This is a genomic window from Mesorhizobium sp. WSM4842, from assembly GCF_055901575.1.
In genome coordinates, this window is sequence record NZ_CM148372.1 from 1182490 (window position 1) to 1198667 (window position 16178).

General features: G+C 63.0%; 16 protein-coding genes. 14 read left to right on the top strand and 2 right to left on the bottom strand.

The window, feature by feature from the left end:
* The first annotated feature begins 170 nt into the window (after nucleotides 1-170).
* The 6 genes from AC0NIE_RS05525 to AC0NIE_RS05550 all read left to right on the top strand — a co-directional run bounded on the left by AC0NIE_RS05525 (nucleotide 171) and on the right by AC0NIE_RS05550 (nucleotide 5344).
* Nucleotides 171-515 carry a hypothetical protein gene (locus tag AC0NIE_RS05525; RefSeq protein WP_473485921.1) on the top strand — a complete coding sequence of 115 codons (345 nt, stop codon included), beginning with the start codon at nucleotides 171-173 and terminating at the stop codon, nucleotides 513-515.
* Between the two features lie 467 nt (nucleotides 516-982).
* Complete coding sequence (gene sdhC, locus AC0NIE_RS05530) at nucleotides 983-1402, top strand: succinate dehydrogenase, cytochrome b556 subunit (protein ID WP_473485920.1); 420 nt, start codon at nucleotides 983-985, stop codon at nucleotides 1400-1402.
* 23 nt (nucleotides 1403-1425) lie between these two features.
* Nucleotides 1426-1800, top strand: a complete 375-nt coding sequence (gene sdhD, locus AC0NIE_RS05535; RefSeq protein WP_473486012.1) for a succinate dehydrogenase, hydrophobic membrane anchor protein — start codon at nucleotides 1426-1428, stop codon at nucleotides 1798-1800.
* A 3-nt stretch (nucleotides 1801-1803) separates the two neighbouring features.
* Nucleotides 1804-3642, top strand: a complete 1839-nt coding sequence (sdhA, locus tag AC0NIE_RS05540; protein WP_473485919.1) for a succinate dehydrogenase flavoprotein subunit — start codon at nucleotides 1804-1806, stop codon at nucleotides 3640-3642.
* Between the two features lie 64 nt (nucleotides 3643-3706).
* Nucleotides 3707-4486: a succinate dehydrogenase iron-sulfur subunit gene (locus tag AC0NIE_RS05545; RefSeq protein ID WP_473485918.1), complete on the top strand. Its 780-nt coding sequence runs from the start codon at nucleotides 3707-3709 to the stop codon at nucleotides 4484-4486.
* A gap of 216 nt (nucleotides 4487-4702) precedes the next feature.
* Complete coding sequence (locus AC0NIE_RS05550) at nucleotides 4703-5344, top strand: YceH family protein (RefSeq protein ID WP_473485917.1); 642 nt, start codon at nucleotides 4703-4705, stop codon at nucleotides 5342-5344.
* A gap of 134 nt (nucleotides 5345-5478) precedes the next feature.
* On the opposite strand, the gene AC0NIE_RS05555 is transcribed toward AC0NIE_RS05550, so the two are convergent.
* The gene (locus tag AC0NIE_RS05555) at nucleotides 5479-5904 is read right to left on the bottom strand and encodes an OsmC family protein (protein ID WP_135934169.1); all 426 of its coding nucleotides are present in this window, start codon (nucleotides 5902-5904) and stop codon (nucleotides 5479-5481) included.
* A 409-nt stretch (nucleotides 5905-6313) separates the two neighbouring features.
* Here AC0NIE_RS05555 and AC0NIE_RS05560 point away from each other — a divergent pair, with 409 nt between their 5' ends.
* Together AC0NIE_RS05560 and AC0NIE_RS05565 are read left to right on the top strand one after the other, a co-directional pair.
* Nucleotides 6314-6670, top strand: coding sequence for a YciI family protein (locus AC0NIE_RS05560; RefSeq protein WP_095495584.1), 357 nt, complete (start codon nucleotides 6314-6316; stop codon nucleotides 6668-6670).
* 114 nt (nucleotides 6671-6784) lie between these two features.
* Complete coding sequence (locus AC0NIE_RS05565; protein WP_473485916.1) at nucleotides 6785-7312, top strand: hypothetical protein; 528 nt, start codon at nucleotides 6785-6787, stop codon at nucleotides 7310-7312.
* 45 nt (nucleotides 7313-7357) lie between these two features.
* On the opposite strand, the gene AC0NIE_RS05570 is transcribed toward AC0NIE_RS05565, so the two are convergent.
* On the bottom strand, nucleotides 7358-8620 hold the full coding sequence (locus AC0NIE_RS05570) for a ubiquinone biosynthesis hydroxylase (protein WP_473486011.1): 1263 nt from the start codon (nucleotides 8618-8620) through the stop codon (nucleotides 7358-7360).
* Nucleotides 8621-8714: 94 nt separating this feature from the next.
* Between AC0NIE_RS05570 and tesB the strand changes: the two genes are divergently transcribed.
* From tesB to AC0NIE_RS05600, 6 genes are all read left to right on the top strand, one after another.
* Complete coding sequence (gene tesB, locus AC0NIE_RS05575; protein WP_123148825.1) at nucleotides 8715-9590, top strand: acyl-CoA thioesterase II; 876 nt, start codon at nucleotides 8715-8717, stop codon at nucleotides 9588-9590.
* 219 nt (nucleotides 9591-9809) lie between these two features.
* Complete coding sequence (locus tag AC0NIE_RS05580) at nucleotides 9810-10148, top strand: P-II family nitrogen regulator (protein ID WP_023800571.1); 339 nt, start codon at nucleotides 9810-9812, stop codon at nucleotides 10146-10148.
* Between the two features lie 31 nt (nucleotides 10149-10179).
* Nucleotides 10180-11598 (top strand): ammonium transporter, encoded by a 1419-nt coding sequence (locus tag AC0NIE_RS05585; protein ID WP_473485915.1) that lies wholly within the window; start codon nucleotides 10180-10182, stop codon nucleotides 11596-11598.
* A gap of 265 nt (nucleotides 11599-11863) precedes the next feature.
* Nucleotides 11864-12139 (top strand): hypothetical protein, encoded by a 276-nt coding sequence (locus AC0NIE_RS05590; protein WP_473485914.1) that lies wholly within the window; start codon nucleotides 11864-11866, stop codon nucleotides 12137-12139.
* A 315-nt stretch (nucleotides 12140-12454) separates the two neighbouring features.
* A complete protein-coding gene (locus AC0NIE_RS05595; protein WP_473485913.1) occupies nucleotides 12455-15109 on the top strand; it encodes an FtsK/SpoIIIE family DNA translocase in 2655 nt (884 codons plus the stop codon).
* A 168-nt stretch (nucleotides 15110-15277) separates the two neighbouring features.
* Nucleotides 15278-15961 carry an outer membrane lipoprotein carrier protein LolA gene (locus AC0NIE_RS05600; protein WP_473485912.1) on the top strand — a complete coding sequence of 228 codons (684 nt, stop codon included), beginning with the start codon at nucleotides 15278-15280 and terminating at the stop codon, nucleotides 15959-15961.
* Nucleotides 15962-16178 lie beyond the last annotated feature (217 nt).

Genomic DNA, 16178 nt, shown 5'->3' on the forward strand with positions numbered 1-16178 from the left:
ACCTTTGTTAAGATGCCGGCCCCCTGCTGGCAGCCAGATCTCGGCAAACATGGTTAATATCCGGCGCCTGCGCTGCGGCCATCATTCGGCCATGCTTGCCCGCACCATCGCGTGGCGCGGGTAATCTCGGCAAACCACCGCGGCTGGATTGACGCGTAGGGAGGCAGCATATGGCGTTAGGCCGGACGTTTCGGATAACGCCTGCGCTTTTCCCATTGCTGATCACTGCTGCCTGCGTGTCGCAGACCAATGCGCCGAATACCGGAAATCCGCTCGCCGATTCGCCGCAGCCGCGCACCGCGACCTACACTTGCGCCGATGGCGCCAGGATCACCATCGAAAATCTCGGCACCTCGGTTCGCGTGCTTGGCCCGGACGGCGCCAGCGAGGACCTGCCGGCCTCACCAGCCAATCAAAATAGCCGCTTCGGCGAGGCGCATGACGCAATCGTGATCGACGGGCGCGACGCGCTGGTGATGAAGGGCGGGAAGACGCCGCTGACCTGCAAGCGCTAATCGGGTGCATTGATATTCAGGTGAGGCCGGCCTGCAACTGGCAGCCTCCTCCGCTTACCTACAGCGCCGTGCGCCCTCTTGGGCGCGCAAAGGACGCAGTAGAACTTTGATTTTGCGCATGACCGCGGGGTCATGCGCGGGCTCACGTACGGAAATGTACGCTCCGCTCCGGTTCTCGTAAGCTACCATTTTCGACTCGGCCTGACCTGAATCTCAACACACCCTGGACGCCCAAGCCGGGCAGATATGCCGCAGTGCAGCGAACATTGCGCCGGCTTTGGGTCGCGCCCTAATCGATTGAAGCGAAAACGGGCTATTCAGTCAGACTAAATTACGTTTTCGAAACGATTTTCCGGCTTTGACGCGGTGCAAAAAGAGCATTAGAAACCGGCTGTCCGAAGTCGCATCCGGAAGCGGTAACGCCGCATTTCCACCTGAGGCTCCAGAGACACCGAACTGGGGGAGCCATGAGCAAATCACCAGCCACCCGCGAATTTGCCAGACGTGAACGGCCGCTTTCGCCGCATCTGACCGTCTATCGACCGCCGATCACGATGACGATGTCGATCATCCATCGCATCACCGGTGGGGCGCTCTATTTCGGCACGCTGCTCGTCGCGCTGTGGCTGATGGCGGCGGCGAGCTCGCAATCCACCTTCGATGCCGTCAACTGGGCCTTCGGCTCGTGGCTGGGGCGGCTGGTGCTGTTCGGCTACACCTGGGCGCTGATGCACCACATGCTGGGCGGCGTGCGCCATCTTATCTGGGACACCGGGGCAGGTCTTGAAAAGGATACGGCCTCGAGGATCGCCTGGGCGACGCTGGCCGGCTCGATTGTACTGACGCTGCTGATCTGGATCGCCGGCTATATGGCGCGGGGAGCCTGATCGTGAGCCACCACAACACCGACATGCGCACGCCGCTGGCGAAAGTCCGCGGCCTCGGCTCCGCCCGCGAAGGCACGGAGCATTTCTGGCGCCAGCGCCTGACGGCGGTCGCCAACATCCCGCTGATCCTGTTTTTCGTCGGCTTCCTGATCGCGTTGAACGGCGCCGGCTATGCGGAAGTGCGCGCCGCGCTTGCCAACCCGTTCGTGGCGCTGGTCCTGGCCCTGGTGCTGTTGTCCGGGCTCTATCATATGCGGCTCGGCATGCAGGCGATCATCGAGGACTATGTGCATGGCGAGGGCATGAGACTGGCGCTGCTGGCGCTCAACACATTCTTTCCCGTAGTGGTCGGCGTCGCATCGATCTTCGCCCTGCTCAAACTGGCATTTGGAGGCTGAGTTTTGGCCAAGGACGCGAAAAACGCCAACACGGCGTCCGCCTATAGCTATGTCGACCACAAATTCGACGTCGTGGTGGTCGGCGCCGGCGGCGCCGGCCTGCGCGCCACGCTCGGCATGGCCGAACAGGGCCTGCGCACCGCCTGCATCACCAAGGTTTTCCCGACGCGGTCGCATACGGTGGCGGCGCAGGGCGGCATCGCCGCTTCGCTCGCCAATATGGGCCCCGACAACTGGCAGTGGCACCTCTTCGACACGGTCAAGGGTTCGGATTGGCTCGGTGACACCGACGCACAGGAATACATGGTTCGCGAGGCGCCGGCGGCGGTCTACGAGCTTGAGCATTACGGCGTTCCCTTCAGCCGCACGGAGGACGGGAAAATCTACCAGCGGCCGTTCGGCGGCATGATGATGAATTTCGGCGAGGGACCGCCGGTCCAGCGCACCTGTGCCGCCGCCGACCGTACCGGCCACGCCATGCTGCACACGCTCTACGGCCAATCGCTGAAGCACAATGCGCAGTTCTTCATCGAGTATTTCGCGCTCGACCTGATGATGGAGCCGGACGGCACCTGCACCGGCGTCGTCGCCTGGAACCTCGACGACGGCACCATCCACCGTTTTTCGGCAAAAATGGTGGTGCTGGCGACCGGCGGCTATGGCCGCGCCTATTTCTCGGCGACCTCGGCGCACACATGCACCGGCGACGGCGGCGGCATGGCAGCGCGGGCCGGGCTGCCGCTGCAGGATATGGAGTTCGTGCAGTTCCACCCGACCGGCATCTACGGCGCCGGCTGCCTGATCACCGAGGGCGCGCGCGGCGAGGGCGGCTATCTCGTCAATTCCGAAGGCGAGCGCTTCATGGAACGCTACGCGCCATCGGCCAAGGACCTTGCCTCGCGCGACGTGGTCTCGCGCTGCATGACGCTGGAGATCCGCGAAGGGCGCGGCGTCGGACCGAGGAAGGACCATATTTTTCTCCACCTCGACCACCTCGATCCGGCCGTTTTGCACGAGAGACTTCCGGGGATTTCGGAGTCAGCAAAAATCTTTGCCGGCGTCGATCTGACCAAAGAGCCGATCCCGGTACTGCCGACGGTCCACTACAATATGGGCGGCGTGCCGACCAATTACTGGGGCGAGGTGCTCAACCCCACTGCCTTGAACCCGGACCAGGTGTCGCCCGGGCTGATGGCGGTCGGCGAAGCCGGCTGCGCTTCCGTGCATGGCGCCAACCGGCTGGGCTCGAATTCGCTGATCGATCTGGTGGTGTTTGGCCGCGCGGCGGCGATCCGAGCCGGCAAGGTGATCGACCGCAACGCGGCGATCCCGTCGCCCAATGAGGCCTCGGTCGAGAAGACCATGGACCGCTTCGACCGGCTGCGTCATGCCAACGGCTCGACGCCGACCGCCGTGCTGCGGGAAAAAATGCAGAAGGCGATGCAGGACGATGCGGCGGTGTTCCGCACGCAGGAATCGCTGGAAAGCGGCTGCAAGCGCATTTCGCAGATCTGGGGCGAGCTCAAGGACGTAAAAGTGTTCGATCGCTCGATGATCTGGAACTCCGACCTGGTAGAGACGCTGGAGCTGGAAAATCTGATGGCCAACGCCATCACCACGGTCTACGGCGCCGAAGCGCGCAAGGAGAGCCGCGGCGCGCATGCGCGGGAAGATTTTTCGGCGCGCGACGATGCGAACTGGCGCAAGCACACGCTGGCCCGGCTCAGCGACGCCGGCGAGGTGACGCTCAGCTATCGGCCGGTGCACACCGAGCCGCTGCTTAGGGAAGCAGACGGCGGCATCAATCCGGCCAAAATCGCGCCCAAGGCCAGGGTGTATTGACGATGGCCGCCGTGAACGGGACTTGGTCCGGGCTGAAGCTCGTCATCCGAAAGGACCTGAGGTAATGGTCGAACTCACGCTTCCCAAGAACTCGAAGATCAACGTCGGGAAAACCTGGCCAAAGCCGGAAGGCGCGACCAATCTGCGCGAGTACCGCATCTACCGCTGGTCGCCGGACGATGACGAGAACCCGCGCATGGACACCTATTTCGTCGACATGGACGATTGCGGGCCGATGGTGCTCGACGCGCTGCTCTACATCAAGAACAAGATCGACCCGACGCTGACGCTGCGCCGCTCCTGCCGCGAGGGCATTTGCGGCTCCTGCGCCATGAATATCGACGGTTCCAACACGCTCGCCTGCACCAAGGGCTGCGACGACATTTCCGGCGCGATCAAGGTCTACCCGCTGCCGCATATGCCGGTGGTCAAGGACCTAGTGCCCGACCTCACCAATTTCTACGCCCAGCACGCTTCGATCGAGCCATGGTTGAAGACGGTGTCGCCCGAGCCGGCCAAGGAATGGCTGCAGAGCCACGAGGACCGCGAAAAGCTCGACGGGCTGTATGAATGCATCTTGTGCGCGTGCTGTTCGACCTCATGCCCGAGCTACTGGTGGAACGGCGACCGCTATCTCGGCCCGGCGACGCTGTTGCAGGCCTATCGCTGGCTGATCGATTCCCGGGACGAGGCCACGGGCGAACGGCTCGACAACCTCGAAGACCCGTTCCGGCTCTATCGCTGCCACACTATCATGAACTGCGCCCAGACCTGTCCCAAGGGCCTCAATCCGGCCAAGGCGATCGCCGAGATCAAGAAGATGATGGTGGAGAGAAGGGTGTAGCGGCGGACGGGGTTGCTGCAGGGATCATCTCGTCGGTAGTGATCCTTCGCGCCCCCCTCTGTCCTGCCGGACATCTCCCCCACAAGGAGGGAGATTGGCAGCTTCACCGACCTCGCCCCGTCTGCAATGTTGGAGATTGGCGAAAGCCGAGGTGACATCCAATCTCCCCCCAAGTGGGGGGGCGCTGTCCCGCCAGCTTCAAAGGATAGCCGACCAATGACCGACACCGAACTGCCCATCCTCTCTCCCGTCGAAGTGCGCGTGCTCGGTTGCCTGATCGAAAAGAGGGAACTGACGCCCGATATCTACCCGCTGACGCTCAATGCAGCGCATGCCGCCGCCAACCAGAAGACGGCGCGCGAGCCGGTGATGTCGGTTGAGCTTGTCGAGGTGAGACGAGCACTTGGCCAGCTCGAGCACAAGGGCCTGGTCAGGCAGGTCTTTGCCTCGCGCGTCGAGCGTTACGAGCATGTCGTTGCGCAGCGCTTTTCGCTGACTTCGGCGCAGATCGCTCTGCTTGGGCTGCTGTTGCTGCGCGGTCCGCAGACCGCGCATGAATTGCTGGCGCGCAGCGAGCGCATGGCGCGGTTACCCTCCATCGACGAGCTTCGCAGCAATCTCGACCTGTTGATCGGCCGCAAGCCGCCGCTCGTTCAGCAGATCGATCGTGGTCCCGGCCAGCGTGAGGACCGCTATGTGCATCTCTTGGGCGGGCCGGTGCAGACGCCAGCGGTGGCTGCAACGCCCCTGCAATCACCGTCGCCGGCTTCGGACCTCGAAGCGCGCGTGCAGGCTCTCGAGGAAGAGGTCGCACAATTGCGCGCACGAATTGACGCGCTGACCGGCGAAGCAAGCTAACGACCTTTTTGAGGCGTCGGATGGACAGCACCCCCGTCTGTCCTGCAGGACAGAGGGGGTGTTAAGGATCACCGACGCCCCACAAATGAAAACGCCAGCCCTGGAGCCGGCGTTTATCACCTCATGCCATCTGCTCAGCCGAGCTTGGCGTCGAGCGAAACCTTGATGGCGCCGAGCGCCTTCGAAACCGGACACCCGGCCTTGGCCTGTTCGGCCAGCTCCTGGAATTTCGCGGCATCGATGCCCGGCACCTTGCCGACCAGCGTGAGCGCGCTGCCGGTGATGCCGGTGCCTGGAACCAGCGTCACCACGGCCTTGGCGTCGAGTTCGGTGGCGGGGGTGCCGTTCTCGGCCAGGACATGCGAAAGCTGCATGGCAAAGCAACCGGCATGCGCCGCCGCGATCAGTTCCTCCGGATTGGTGCCGGATTTGCCGCTCTCGTCCTCGAAGCGCATCTTGAACGAGTAAGGCGTGCCTTTCAGAGTCCCGCTCTGCGTGTCGAGCGTGCCCTTGCCCTCTTTCAGATTGCCTTTCCAGACAGCGTTTGCGGTGCGGTCCATGAATTCCTCCTTGATGTGGTGGCTGAGCCGTGATCGGCGTCTGATCGACTATAGCGCGCGTGGGCACGAAGGCCACCCGTGCTTTCGCGTCAATGGCGACGCGTTAAAAAAATCCACGTGCAAAAATGTCGACTTCCATCCGCCTCGGTCGTCCTGCGGGCGGCCCCTGATTTCGTGGCCGGATGGAGGATCACATGAATAGTCTGTTTTCTGCTCACTGGAGGCACACCGGCCGAAAGGCTGCTGGACAGAAGCCGACTGGTTGCATCAGTCACCTTCCGGTTTCGGTCGACTGCTTGTGGCAGTCGCCATCATCGGGGTTACGGTGTCACTTGTCGATCATGCGGCGCTCAAAAGCCCGGCTGAGACCTTGGTTGCCAACGGTTCGTCACAACAAGGAAGATGAGAGATGAAATACGTTTGCCTAGTCTATGGTGAGGAAAAAGACCTTTATGCAATGAGCCCGGAGAGGCTGGCCAAGCTCGACGCCGACTCGCTGGCCTATGACAAATCGGTGGAGCAAAGCGGTCGGCTGATCATCGCGCAAGCGCTGCAGTCGGTGAAGACCGCGAAAACCGTGCGCCGGCGCAAGGGCAAGCGGCTGATCACAGACGGCCCTTTCGCCGAGACCAAGGAGCAATTGCTCGGCTTCGTCATGATCGAGGCCGGGGATATCGACGAGGCGCTGGAGATTGCCGGCGGCATCCCGCTGGCCGAAATCGGCACGATCGAGGTCAGGGCGATCTACAACGTGCCGGGGTCCTAGCGATTATTCTGTTTTGCGTCCGGCTGAATCAAATTTCTTCGGCGCGCGCAATTTTTGCGTGTTGAAGCGAGGCAGCACTTCTCCTATCGTCGCCGCGGTTTGGGGATCACGGGCATGCATATACTGATTGCTGCAATTGGGCTGTTGGGAGCGGCGGCATTCTGGTGGTATCGGATGAAGGCCATGAACGATGCGGCGCGCGAGGTCGCGGAGGTCGTCGGGCGTGTCCAAGGGAACATTCGCCGCAAGAGACTGCGCAAGCAGGCAGCGCTCTCACCGCTGACGGCGATCGACGATCCGGTCGTGGCGGCCGCGACGTTGATCACCGCCATCGTTTCCGAGAACGGCCCTGTCCTGCCGCAGCGCGAAGCCGCGATTCGGTCGGTGATTTCGGAGATTGCGAACGACAAGAAGACCGATGAGGCCGTGGTCTACGCCAAATGGGCGGCGTCACAGATCGACGATGCCACGATCGTCATCGACAAGCTGGCGCCGTTCCTGCGCGAACGTCTGGATGTGACTGAGCGAAACGATTTGCTGCAGATGGTGAACCGCGCGGCGCAGGCTGGTGAACAGCCCCTGAAGATATCCGACCAGCGGGTACTGCGGCTGCGGCAGAAGCTGGGCTTCGAGGTCAACTGAACGAAATTGCCTGACGCTCAATATTGGTTTGCCGCCCTTCCGGGTTCAGATCGCCTCGCCCTTGAGCAGTTTCGGCGTGTTGCCGGACAGTCCGGACGCCTGGCGGATGAAGAAATCCTTCAAGCGCGGCATGCGTTCGACGAGGCCGAGGCCGATGTCGCGGACGGCCCGCAACGGGCCGATGTCGTTGGAAAACAGCCGGTTCAGGACATCGGTGGTGATGCCCATCTGCAGCGTGTCGAAACGCCGCCACTGCTGGTAGCGCTCGAGCACGTCGAGCGCGCCGATATCCTGGCCGAGCCGGTCGGCCTCGACCACCACCTCGGCGAGAGCCGCCACATCCTTGAAGCCGAGATTCAGGCCCTGGCCGGCGATCGGGTGGATGCCGTGGGCGGCGTCGCCGGCGAGGGCAATGCGCGGCGCGACGAAGGCGCGGGCAAGCGTCAGGCCGAGCGGCCAGGCGCGTGGCCTGTCGGCGACGTGAATTTCGCCGAGCTTCAGGCCAAACCGCTGTTCCAGCTCGTGCTCGAAGACGAGGTCGTCGCTGTCGACCAGTTTTTCGGCATCTTCCGACCGCTCGACCCAGACGATCGACGAGCGGTTGGTCCCGTCCTTGTCCGGCTTGAGCGGCAGCGTGGCGAAGGGGCCGGCTGGCAGAAAATGCTCTTCGGCGCGGCCGTTGTGCGGCCGTTCATGGGCGACAGTGCAGACGATGCCGGACTGGCCGTACTCCCATTTCACCGTCTTGATGCCGGCCATGTCGCGCAGCTTCGAGTTGACGCCGTCGGCGGCGACCAGCAGCCGCGCCTTCAGCGTCGCGCCGTCGGCAAGATGCACGGTGATGCCGGCGCCGTTCACGTCGAAGGCACTGACTGCGACGCCTTCGATGATGTCGATGCCGAGTTTTTCAGCGCGCCGGCGCAAGGCGCCATTCAAATCCCTGTTGGCGACCATATGCGCAAAAGCTTCGCCGGGCGCGACCTCGCCATCGAAAGTGAGAAACACCGGGCGCACCGGATCGGAAGTGCGCGAATCGGTGACGATCATCTCGGTGATCGCCTGCGCCTCGGGCGCGATTTCGGCCCAGACGCCGAGCTGGTCGAGCATGCGGCAAGCGGCAGCGGCGATGGCCGAGGCGCGGCCGTCCTTTTGCCAGACACCGGCGGGCGCGGCGTCGACGACAGCGACCGCCAGGCTTGGTCGTGCCTGTTTCAGCGATACCGCGGCGGCAAGGCCGACATAGCCGGCGCCGGCGACCAAGATATCGAGCGAGGTTCGGTTTTTTGCATCCGCCTTGCGGTCCACCATGGCAATTCCTTTCCGGCCAAAATTCCCTTCCGGCCTTGACTGCCCGTCATTCCTGTCGGAAAGCAATAACACTTCTACGGCGAGGGCGCGAAACATGACGGCGGCCATGGACGAGCTTCTCGGCATTCTCGACCTCGAGCAGCTGGAACACAACCTGTACCGAGGTCGCAGCCCCAAACTCGACTGGCAGCGTGTCTTCGGTGGCCAGACCATCGCCCAGGCGCTGGTCGCCGCCCAGCGAACGGTGGAGCCCGAACGCCACGTGCATTCGCTGCACGGCTATTTCATGCGGCCCGGCGACACCAAGGTGCCGATCATCTACCAGGTCGACCGCATCCGCGACGGCGGCTCCTTCACCACGCGCCGTGTCGTGGCTGTCCAGCACGGCCAGGCGATCTTTTCGCTGGAAGCCTCGTTCCAGCAGGAAGAGGTCGGGCTCGAGCATCAGGTGCCGATGCCGCAGGACGTGCCGGCGCCCGACACATTGCTGTCGCAGCGCGAACTGATTGGCAAGTTCGGCGAGGCCGTGCCCGACGGCATCAGGCGCTACTGGGAGCGTGACCGGCCGATCGAGATGAAGCCGGTGATGCTGGAGCATTACACCAGCCGGGAAAAGCTGGAGCCGAAGCAGAACATCTGGATCCGCACGACCGGCCCGGTTCCGGCCGATCGCGCCACGCAGGCGGCAGTGCTTGCCTATCTTTCCGACATGACGCTGCTCGATACCTCGACCTTTGCGCATGGCCGCGCCATTTTCGATAGCGACATCCAGGCGGCGAGCCTCGATCATGCCATGTGGTTCCACCGCAGCCATCCGCTCGACGACTGGATGCTGTACACGCAGGACAGCCCGTCGACGCAAGGGTCGCGGGGGTTCACTCGCGGGTCGCTGTTTGCCCGCGACGGCACGTTGATCGCCTCGGTTGCCCAGGAAGGCCTGATCAGGCTGAAGCGGCCGCCTGCCGAATAGGCAATTTTGAAAAATTGCCTATTTTTTAATCAGCTGTGCTGCTGCGACTATGAACAGTCAGCCGACAAACCTTCCCCAATTCCTTATTTAACAACAGGTTAACACCCTGCTTCGGCAATTGGCACGGAGCTTGAATCCTAGCGGGCACTCTCCGGCTCTCATGGGGATCGGCGAAGTCGTACAAACGCGGGGACCCGCAACAGCAAAGGGTGAAACCTTATGAAAATCGTGATGGCAATCATCAAGCCGTTCAAGCTCGACGAGGTGCGCGAAGCGCTCACCGCAGTCGGCATCCAGGGCCTGACCGTCACCGAAGTCAAAGGCTACGGGCGGCAGAAGGGACACACGGAAATCTATCGCGGGGCGGAATACGCGGTCAGCTTCCTGCCGAAGATCAAGATCGAAGTCGCGGTCGGCCTGGACATGGTCGACAAGGCCGTCGAAGCCATCACCGCGGCGGCCAAGACCGGTCAGATCGGCGACGGCAAGATCTTCGTCTTCGGCATCGACCAGGCGGTGCGCATTCGCACCGGCGAAACAGACACCGACGCGCTTTGAGCTGCGGACACGTATTCCAATGGAGAGTTCAATGAATATTCCTTCTACTTTGAAGTCGGCGGCGCGCACCGCGCTGCTGGGCTCGCTCGCTATCGCAGCACTGGGCACGGTCGCCGCATTCGCGCAGGAAGCGGCACCGGCAGCGCCAGCCGCGCCGGCCTTTACCGTCGACAAGGGCGACACGACGTGGATGATGATTTCCACCATCCTGGTGCTGTTGATGACCATTCCCGGCCTTGCCCTTTTCTACGGCGGCCTGGTTCGCGCCAAAAATATGCTGTCGGTGCTGATGCAGGTCTTCACCATCACCAGCGTGGTCATGATCGTCTGGGTTTTCTACGGCTACAGCCTTGCCTTCACCCCAGGCAACGCCTTCGTCGGCGGCCTTTCCAAGATGTTTCTTGCCGGGGTCGACGTGACGACGGTGTCGGAAACCTTCACCAAGGGCGTCGCCATTCCTGAACTGGTGTTCGTCCTCTTCCAGATGACTTTCGCCTGCATCACGCCCGCCCTGATCGTCGGCGCCTTCGCCGAACGCGTCAAGTTTTCTGCCGTGATCCTTTTCACCATCCTGTGGGTCACATTCGTCTACTTCCCGATCGCGCATATGGTCTGGTTCTGGGGTGGCCCGAGCGCTTATAGCGACCCGTCGGGGCTCATCTTCGGCTTCGGCGCCATCGACTTCGCCGGCGGCACCGTCGTTCACATCAATGCGGGCATCGCCGGCCTTGTCGGGGCGCTCATGATCGGCAAGCGCATTGGCTACAACAAGGACGTCATGGCGCCGCACTCCATGACGCTGACCATGGTCGGCGCTTCGCTGCTGTGGGTCGGCTGGTTCGGCTTCAACGCCGGTTCGAACCTCGAAGCCAACGCCTATGCGGTGCTGGCCATGGTCAACACCTTCGTCGCCACGGCGGCGGCGGCGGTGACCTGGATCGTGCTTGAAACGCTGCTGCGCGGCAAGGCGTCCATGCTTGGTGCGGTTTCGGGCGCTGTTACCGGCCTTGTCGCCGTCACGCCCGCCGCCGGTTTTGCCGGACCGATGGGCGCCATCGTGCTCGGCATCGTCGCCACCTGTGTCTGCTACTTCTTCGTCTCGGTAGTGAAGAACAAGTTCGGCTACGACGACAGCCTCGATGTCTTCGGCATTCACTGCATCGGCGGCATCATCGGCGCACTCGGCACCGGCATCCTGGTCAATCCCGCCCTCGGCGGCGCTGGCATCGTCGATTATTCGACAGCCGACTTCGCCGCCGGCTATGCCGGCACGGCGACCCAGCTGTGGTCGCAGTTCAAGGGTGTCCTGGTAACCGTGCTGTGGTCGGGTATCGGCAGCGCCATCCTCTACAAGATCGTCGATATGATCGTAGGCTTGCGCCCGACAGCCGATGCAGAGCGTGAAGGGCTCGACCTCACCGCGCATGGCGAAGCGGCCTATCACCCGTAAGTCATGTCTGGGGCGGCCTTGGCCGCCCCGCATTCTCCCATCCCGTCGTGACGCTCCTGCAAGGGCTCACGCATTGAGGCCCGGATCCGTTCCGGGCCTCCTTTTGTTGTGGGACGCCGTGCCGGTGGCGGTTCAGGCTCGATCACAATCGTTTGATCGGGCGCTTGATGTCCTTAGTCGATGAAACATCGGCCGTGCTGGTTCCGAACTGTGGTGGCGGTCGTCGTTCGGGCGCTCGTGAAAACAACAGGGAAGGAAACCAGTCATGAACATCAAGAACATCTACCTCGGAGCGCTTGCTCTTTCCATGATCAGCGGAGCGGCATTTGCCGGCGCTCTCGACTCACCCGACAACATGGCGCCGTTCTACACAGACTCCAGCATGAAGACCATGAAGCCGATGGCGGAATTCAAGACCACCTTCATGTCGATGCCGAAGGAAAAGCAGGAAGCCATGAAGAAAGAATGCAATGACGCGGCGATGAGCAAGCCGTATGCCGAGTTCTGCGCGAACGTGCAGGCGCTCGGCGGCGCCAACTAGCGCATGACCCCGAACGCATGACCCGAACTTGGGTTCGGAAAGGATCATGCTCCAATCAAATTAGTGTTAGCGCGGCCGTCTAATGGGACGCGCGGCGCCCTAAGGTCTGGCGATCAGGCTGAGCCTGATCGACCTGCCGATCCAAAATGATGGCGGGCCGGCGTGCCCGCCATTTCTGTGACCGCTTTTCCACCCGGGAGTTGCCGGCACGCCCATGGTTAATGCGGCCTTAACCTTCCCGCCGCTAGTCTGGCATCCGAATCTGCCGGAGTGCGTCATGCGTCCGGCCAGTCCATGACAGACGGGGAACGACGAATGCGTTCAGGGGCTTCAGCACCGCTCGCGCTGGCCGATACGGGGTACGGCATCCGGGCGTTCGCGCGGCGTCAGGTCGGTCGGCTGGTCGGCGCCGGCCTGTTTGCGCTGGTCGCCTTCGGTATCGCCAGCCTCGCCACCTGGAACGTCGCCGACCCAAGCTTCTCCCACGCCACCGATAATATCGTCACCAACGCCATGGGCTATGTGGGCGCTGTCTTCTCCGACCTTGCCATGCAGTTCTTCGGCCTTGCAGCCGTCGCGGCGCTGGTGCCGGCGGTGGTCTGGGGATTTCTGCTGTTTTCGGCGCGCGGCGTCGACAGGCTGCCGAAGCGCGGGCTCGCCTGGTTCGGCTACGCGGTGCTTGCCGCGGCCATCGCCGGCTGCGTGGTGCCGCCGAAGACCTGGCCGCTGCCGACCGGTCTCGGCGGCGTGTTCGGCGACATGGTGCTCCAGATTCCCGGTCTCGTCGTCGGCGGCTACCCGACAGGTCTCATCGCCAGCGTGCTCGCCGTGCTTCTCGCCGCCCCGGCACTGTGGCTGTTTGCCTATGGCTCGGCGCTGATTGCGCGCCAGAACGGTTTCGCCGTCCTGGAGCAACCGGCTGCACCCGATCCGAGGGACCAGGACGACCTGCTTTTCGACAATGACGAGGACGAAGGCGACGAGGGCATTCTGGCGCTTGGCGCGATCACGCATTGGTGGCTGTCGTTGCGTGCCTATCTCCGCCGCCGCGCCGCGCGCCGCCGGGAACGCGACGATTTCGAACCGGAGATGGAACCGCGCGCCAGCGCCTGGCGCCGCGCTGCCGAGAGGGTCGAATCGGCCGAGTTCGCCGAAGCGCGGATGAGCCCCGATGGCCGCGCCCGCGTCGAGCCGGAATTCTTCGCCGCCATGGTCAACGACCGCAGCGCCTCGCTCGATCCCGACGACGCCGATGTTTTTGACGATGACGACGACATGGATTTTGCGCCGGAGCCCGTGGGCCAGCGCAGCACTGCGCCCAATGCGAAGGTGCAGCCGTTCCGCTCCGATGCGGCCACACGCGTCGCGGCGCCGGCGCCCCGACCCGTTCCGGGCGCTCGTGTCCAGCGCGAAGCCCAGACCTCGCTGATCGGCTCCGAACAATTCGAAATGCCGTCGCTGCATTTCCTGTCCGAACCGAAGAACGTCGTGCGCGACGCCAGCCTGTCCAAGGACGCGCTCGAGCAGAATGCCCGTCTGCTCGAGGGCGTGCTGGAGGATTTCGGCGTCAAGGGCGAGATCATCCATGTCCGCCCCGGCCCGGTCGTCACGCTTTACGAGCTGGAGCCGGCGCCCGGCATCAAATCGTCGCGGGTCATCGGCCTGTCCGACGACATCGCCCGCTCGATGAGCGCGATCGCCTGCCGCGTCGCGGTGGTGCCCGGCCGCAACGCCATCGGCATCGAGCTGCCGAACGCCAAGCGCGAGACCGTCTATCTCAGGGAAATCATGGCCAGCCGCGATTTCGAGACCACCAAGGCCAAGCTGGCGCTGGCGCTCGGCAAAACCATCAATGGCGAGGCGGTCATCGTCGACATCGCCAAGATGCCGCACGTGCTGGTCGCCGGCACCACCGGTTCGGGCAAGTCTGTCGCCATCAACACCATGATCCTGTCGCTGCTCTACCGGCTGACGCCGCAGGACTGCCGACTGATCATGATCGACCCGAAAATGCTGGAGCTCTCGGTCTATGACGGCATCCCGCATCTTCTGACGCCTGTCGTCACCGACCCGAAGAAGGCGGTAGTGGCGCTGAAATGGACCGTGCGCGAGATGGAGGACCGCTACCGCAAGATGTCCAAGGTCGGCGTCCGCAACATCGACGGTTTCAACGCGCGGGTGCAGCAGGCGGAGAAGAAAGGCGAGAAAATCTCGCGCACCGTGCAGACCGGCTTTGACCGCCAGACCGGCGAAGCGGTCTACGAGACCGAAAACCTCGATCTCGAGCCGATGCCCTACATCGTCGTCATTATCGACGAGATGGCCGATTTGATGATGGTCGCCGGCAAGGACATCGAAGGCGCGGTGCAGCGTCTGGCGCAGATGGCGCGCGCCGCCGGCATCCACGTCATCATGGCGACGCAGCGGCCGTCGGTCGACGTCATCACCGGCACGATCAAGGCCAACTTCCCGACCCGCATCTCCTTCCAGGTGACGTCGAAGATCGACAGCCGCACCATTCTGGGCGAGCAGGGCGCCGAACAGCTGCTTGGCATGGGCGACATGCTCTACATGGCCGGTGGCGGCCGCATCCAGCGCGTACACGGCCCCTTTGTTTCCGATGACGAGGTCGAGAAGATCGTCGCTCATCTGAAGCTGCAGGGCGTGCCGGAATATCTCGACGCCATCACCGAGGATGACGATGAGGACGACGACGAGCCGTCGGGCAAGGGGGGTTCGGGCGGTGGCGGCGGCAATTTCGAGGATTCCGACGATCCCTACGATCAGGCCGTTGCCGTGGTGCTGCGCGACGGCAAGGCCTCGACCAGCTACATCCAGCGCCGGCTCGGCATCGGCTACAACCGCGCCGCCTCGATCATCGAGAAGATGGAGAAGGAAGGCATTGTCGGCCCGGCCAACCATGCCGGAAAACGCGAGATTCTGGTGCCGACGGAGGACGACAATTTCTGATCCGCCCCGGCACCAACCGATAGGATTTTCGCGGCTGCAACCTGACGGCGGCAACTTTGAACCTTCTGGCGCGTTTGCAACGACCAAGCGCTGTTCGGCCGCCAAACTTAAGCCCAACTGGGGGGCCAAACACTGCGACAACAGATAAACCAGACGAAAGTGACCGGCATGAAAAACTCTTCTTTTGCCACGATCAGCGACTTTGCCCCGACCCGCCGCCAGCTGCTTGGCCTCGGCCTGGTCCTGGCAGGTGCTGCGGCGATCAACGTCGTGCCCGGGGTCCAGTTGCTGGCGTCGGCGCAAGCGGCGGTGCCACCCACCGCGCAGAAGATCGCCGACCATTTTTCCTCGGTCAAATCGATGGCCGGCGAATTCGTGCAGTTCGGACCCAAGGGCGAGCAGACCGGCGGCAAGTTCTTTCTGGAACGGCCGGGCAAGATCCGCTTCAACTATGACGGGACGTCGAATTTCAGGGTGATTTCCGACGGCAAGTCGGTGGTCATCCTCAACAAGCGGCTGAAAACGTCCGATCTCTACCCGTTGTCGAAAACGCCGCTCAAGCTGCTCCTCGACAACAAGATCGATCTCTCCGGCGGCCGCGTCAAAAGCGTCAAGGAAGAGAACGACGTCACCACCATCCAACTCGCCGACAAATCGGTGTTCGGCAGTTCGAAGATCACCATGATGTTCGATCCGAAAACCTACGAATTGCGCCAATGGACGATCACCGATGCGCAAGGCAAGGACACGACGGTGATGATCTTCAACGTCAGGGAAGGCGTAAGCTTCGCCCCCGACACCTTTGCCATCGACTATACGGCGAACCGCGAGCTGAACACCAAGTCGCGGTAGGATCCGCTGTTATTCAGGTGAGGCCGGCCTGCGAATGGCGGGTTCCTGCGCTTCCGGTGCTCACGTACTTTAAGTACGCTCCGCTCCGGTTCTCGGAACCCACCATTCTCGACTCGGCCTGACCTGAATCTCAGCGAACCCTGGTGCCAGCCCGGGCCGCGCTCCGCGCGCGGCCGGCTTGTTTTTGCGGTGCGCGGCTGGCAGTAGTTTCCGGGAT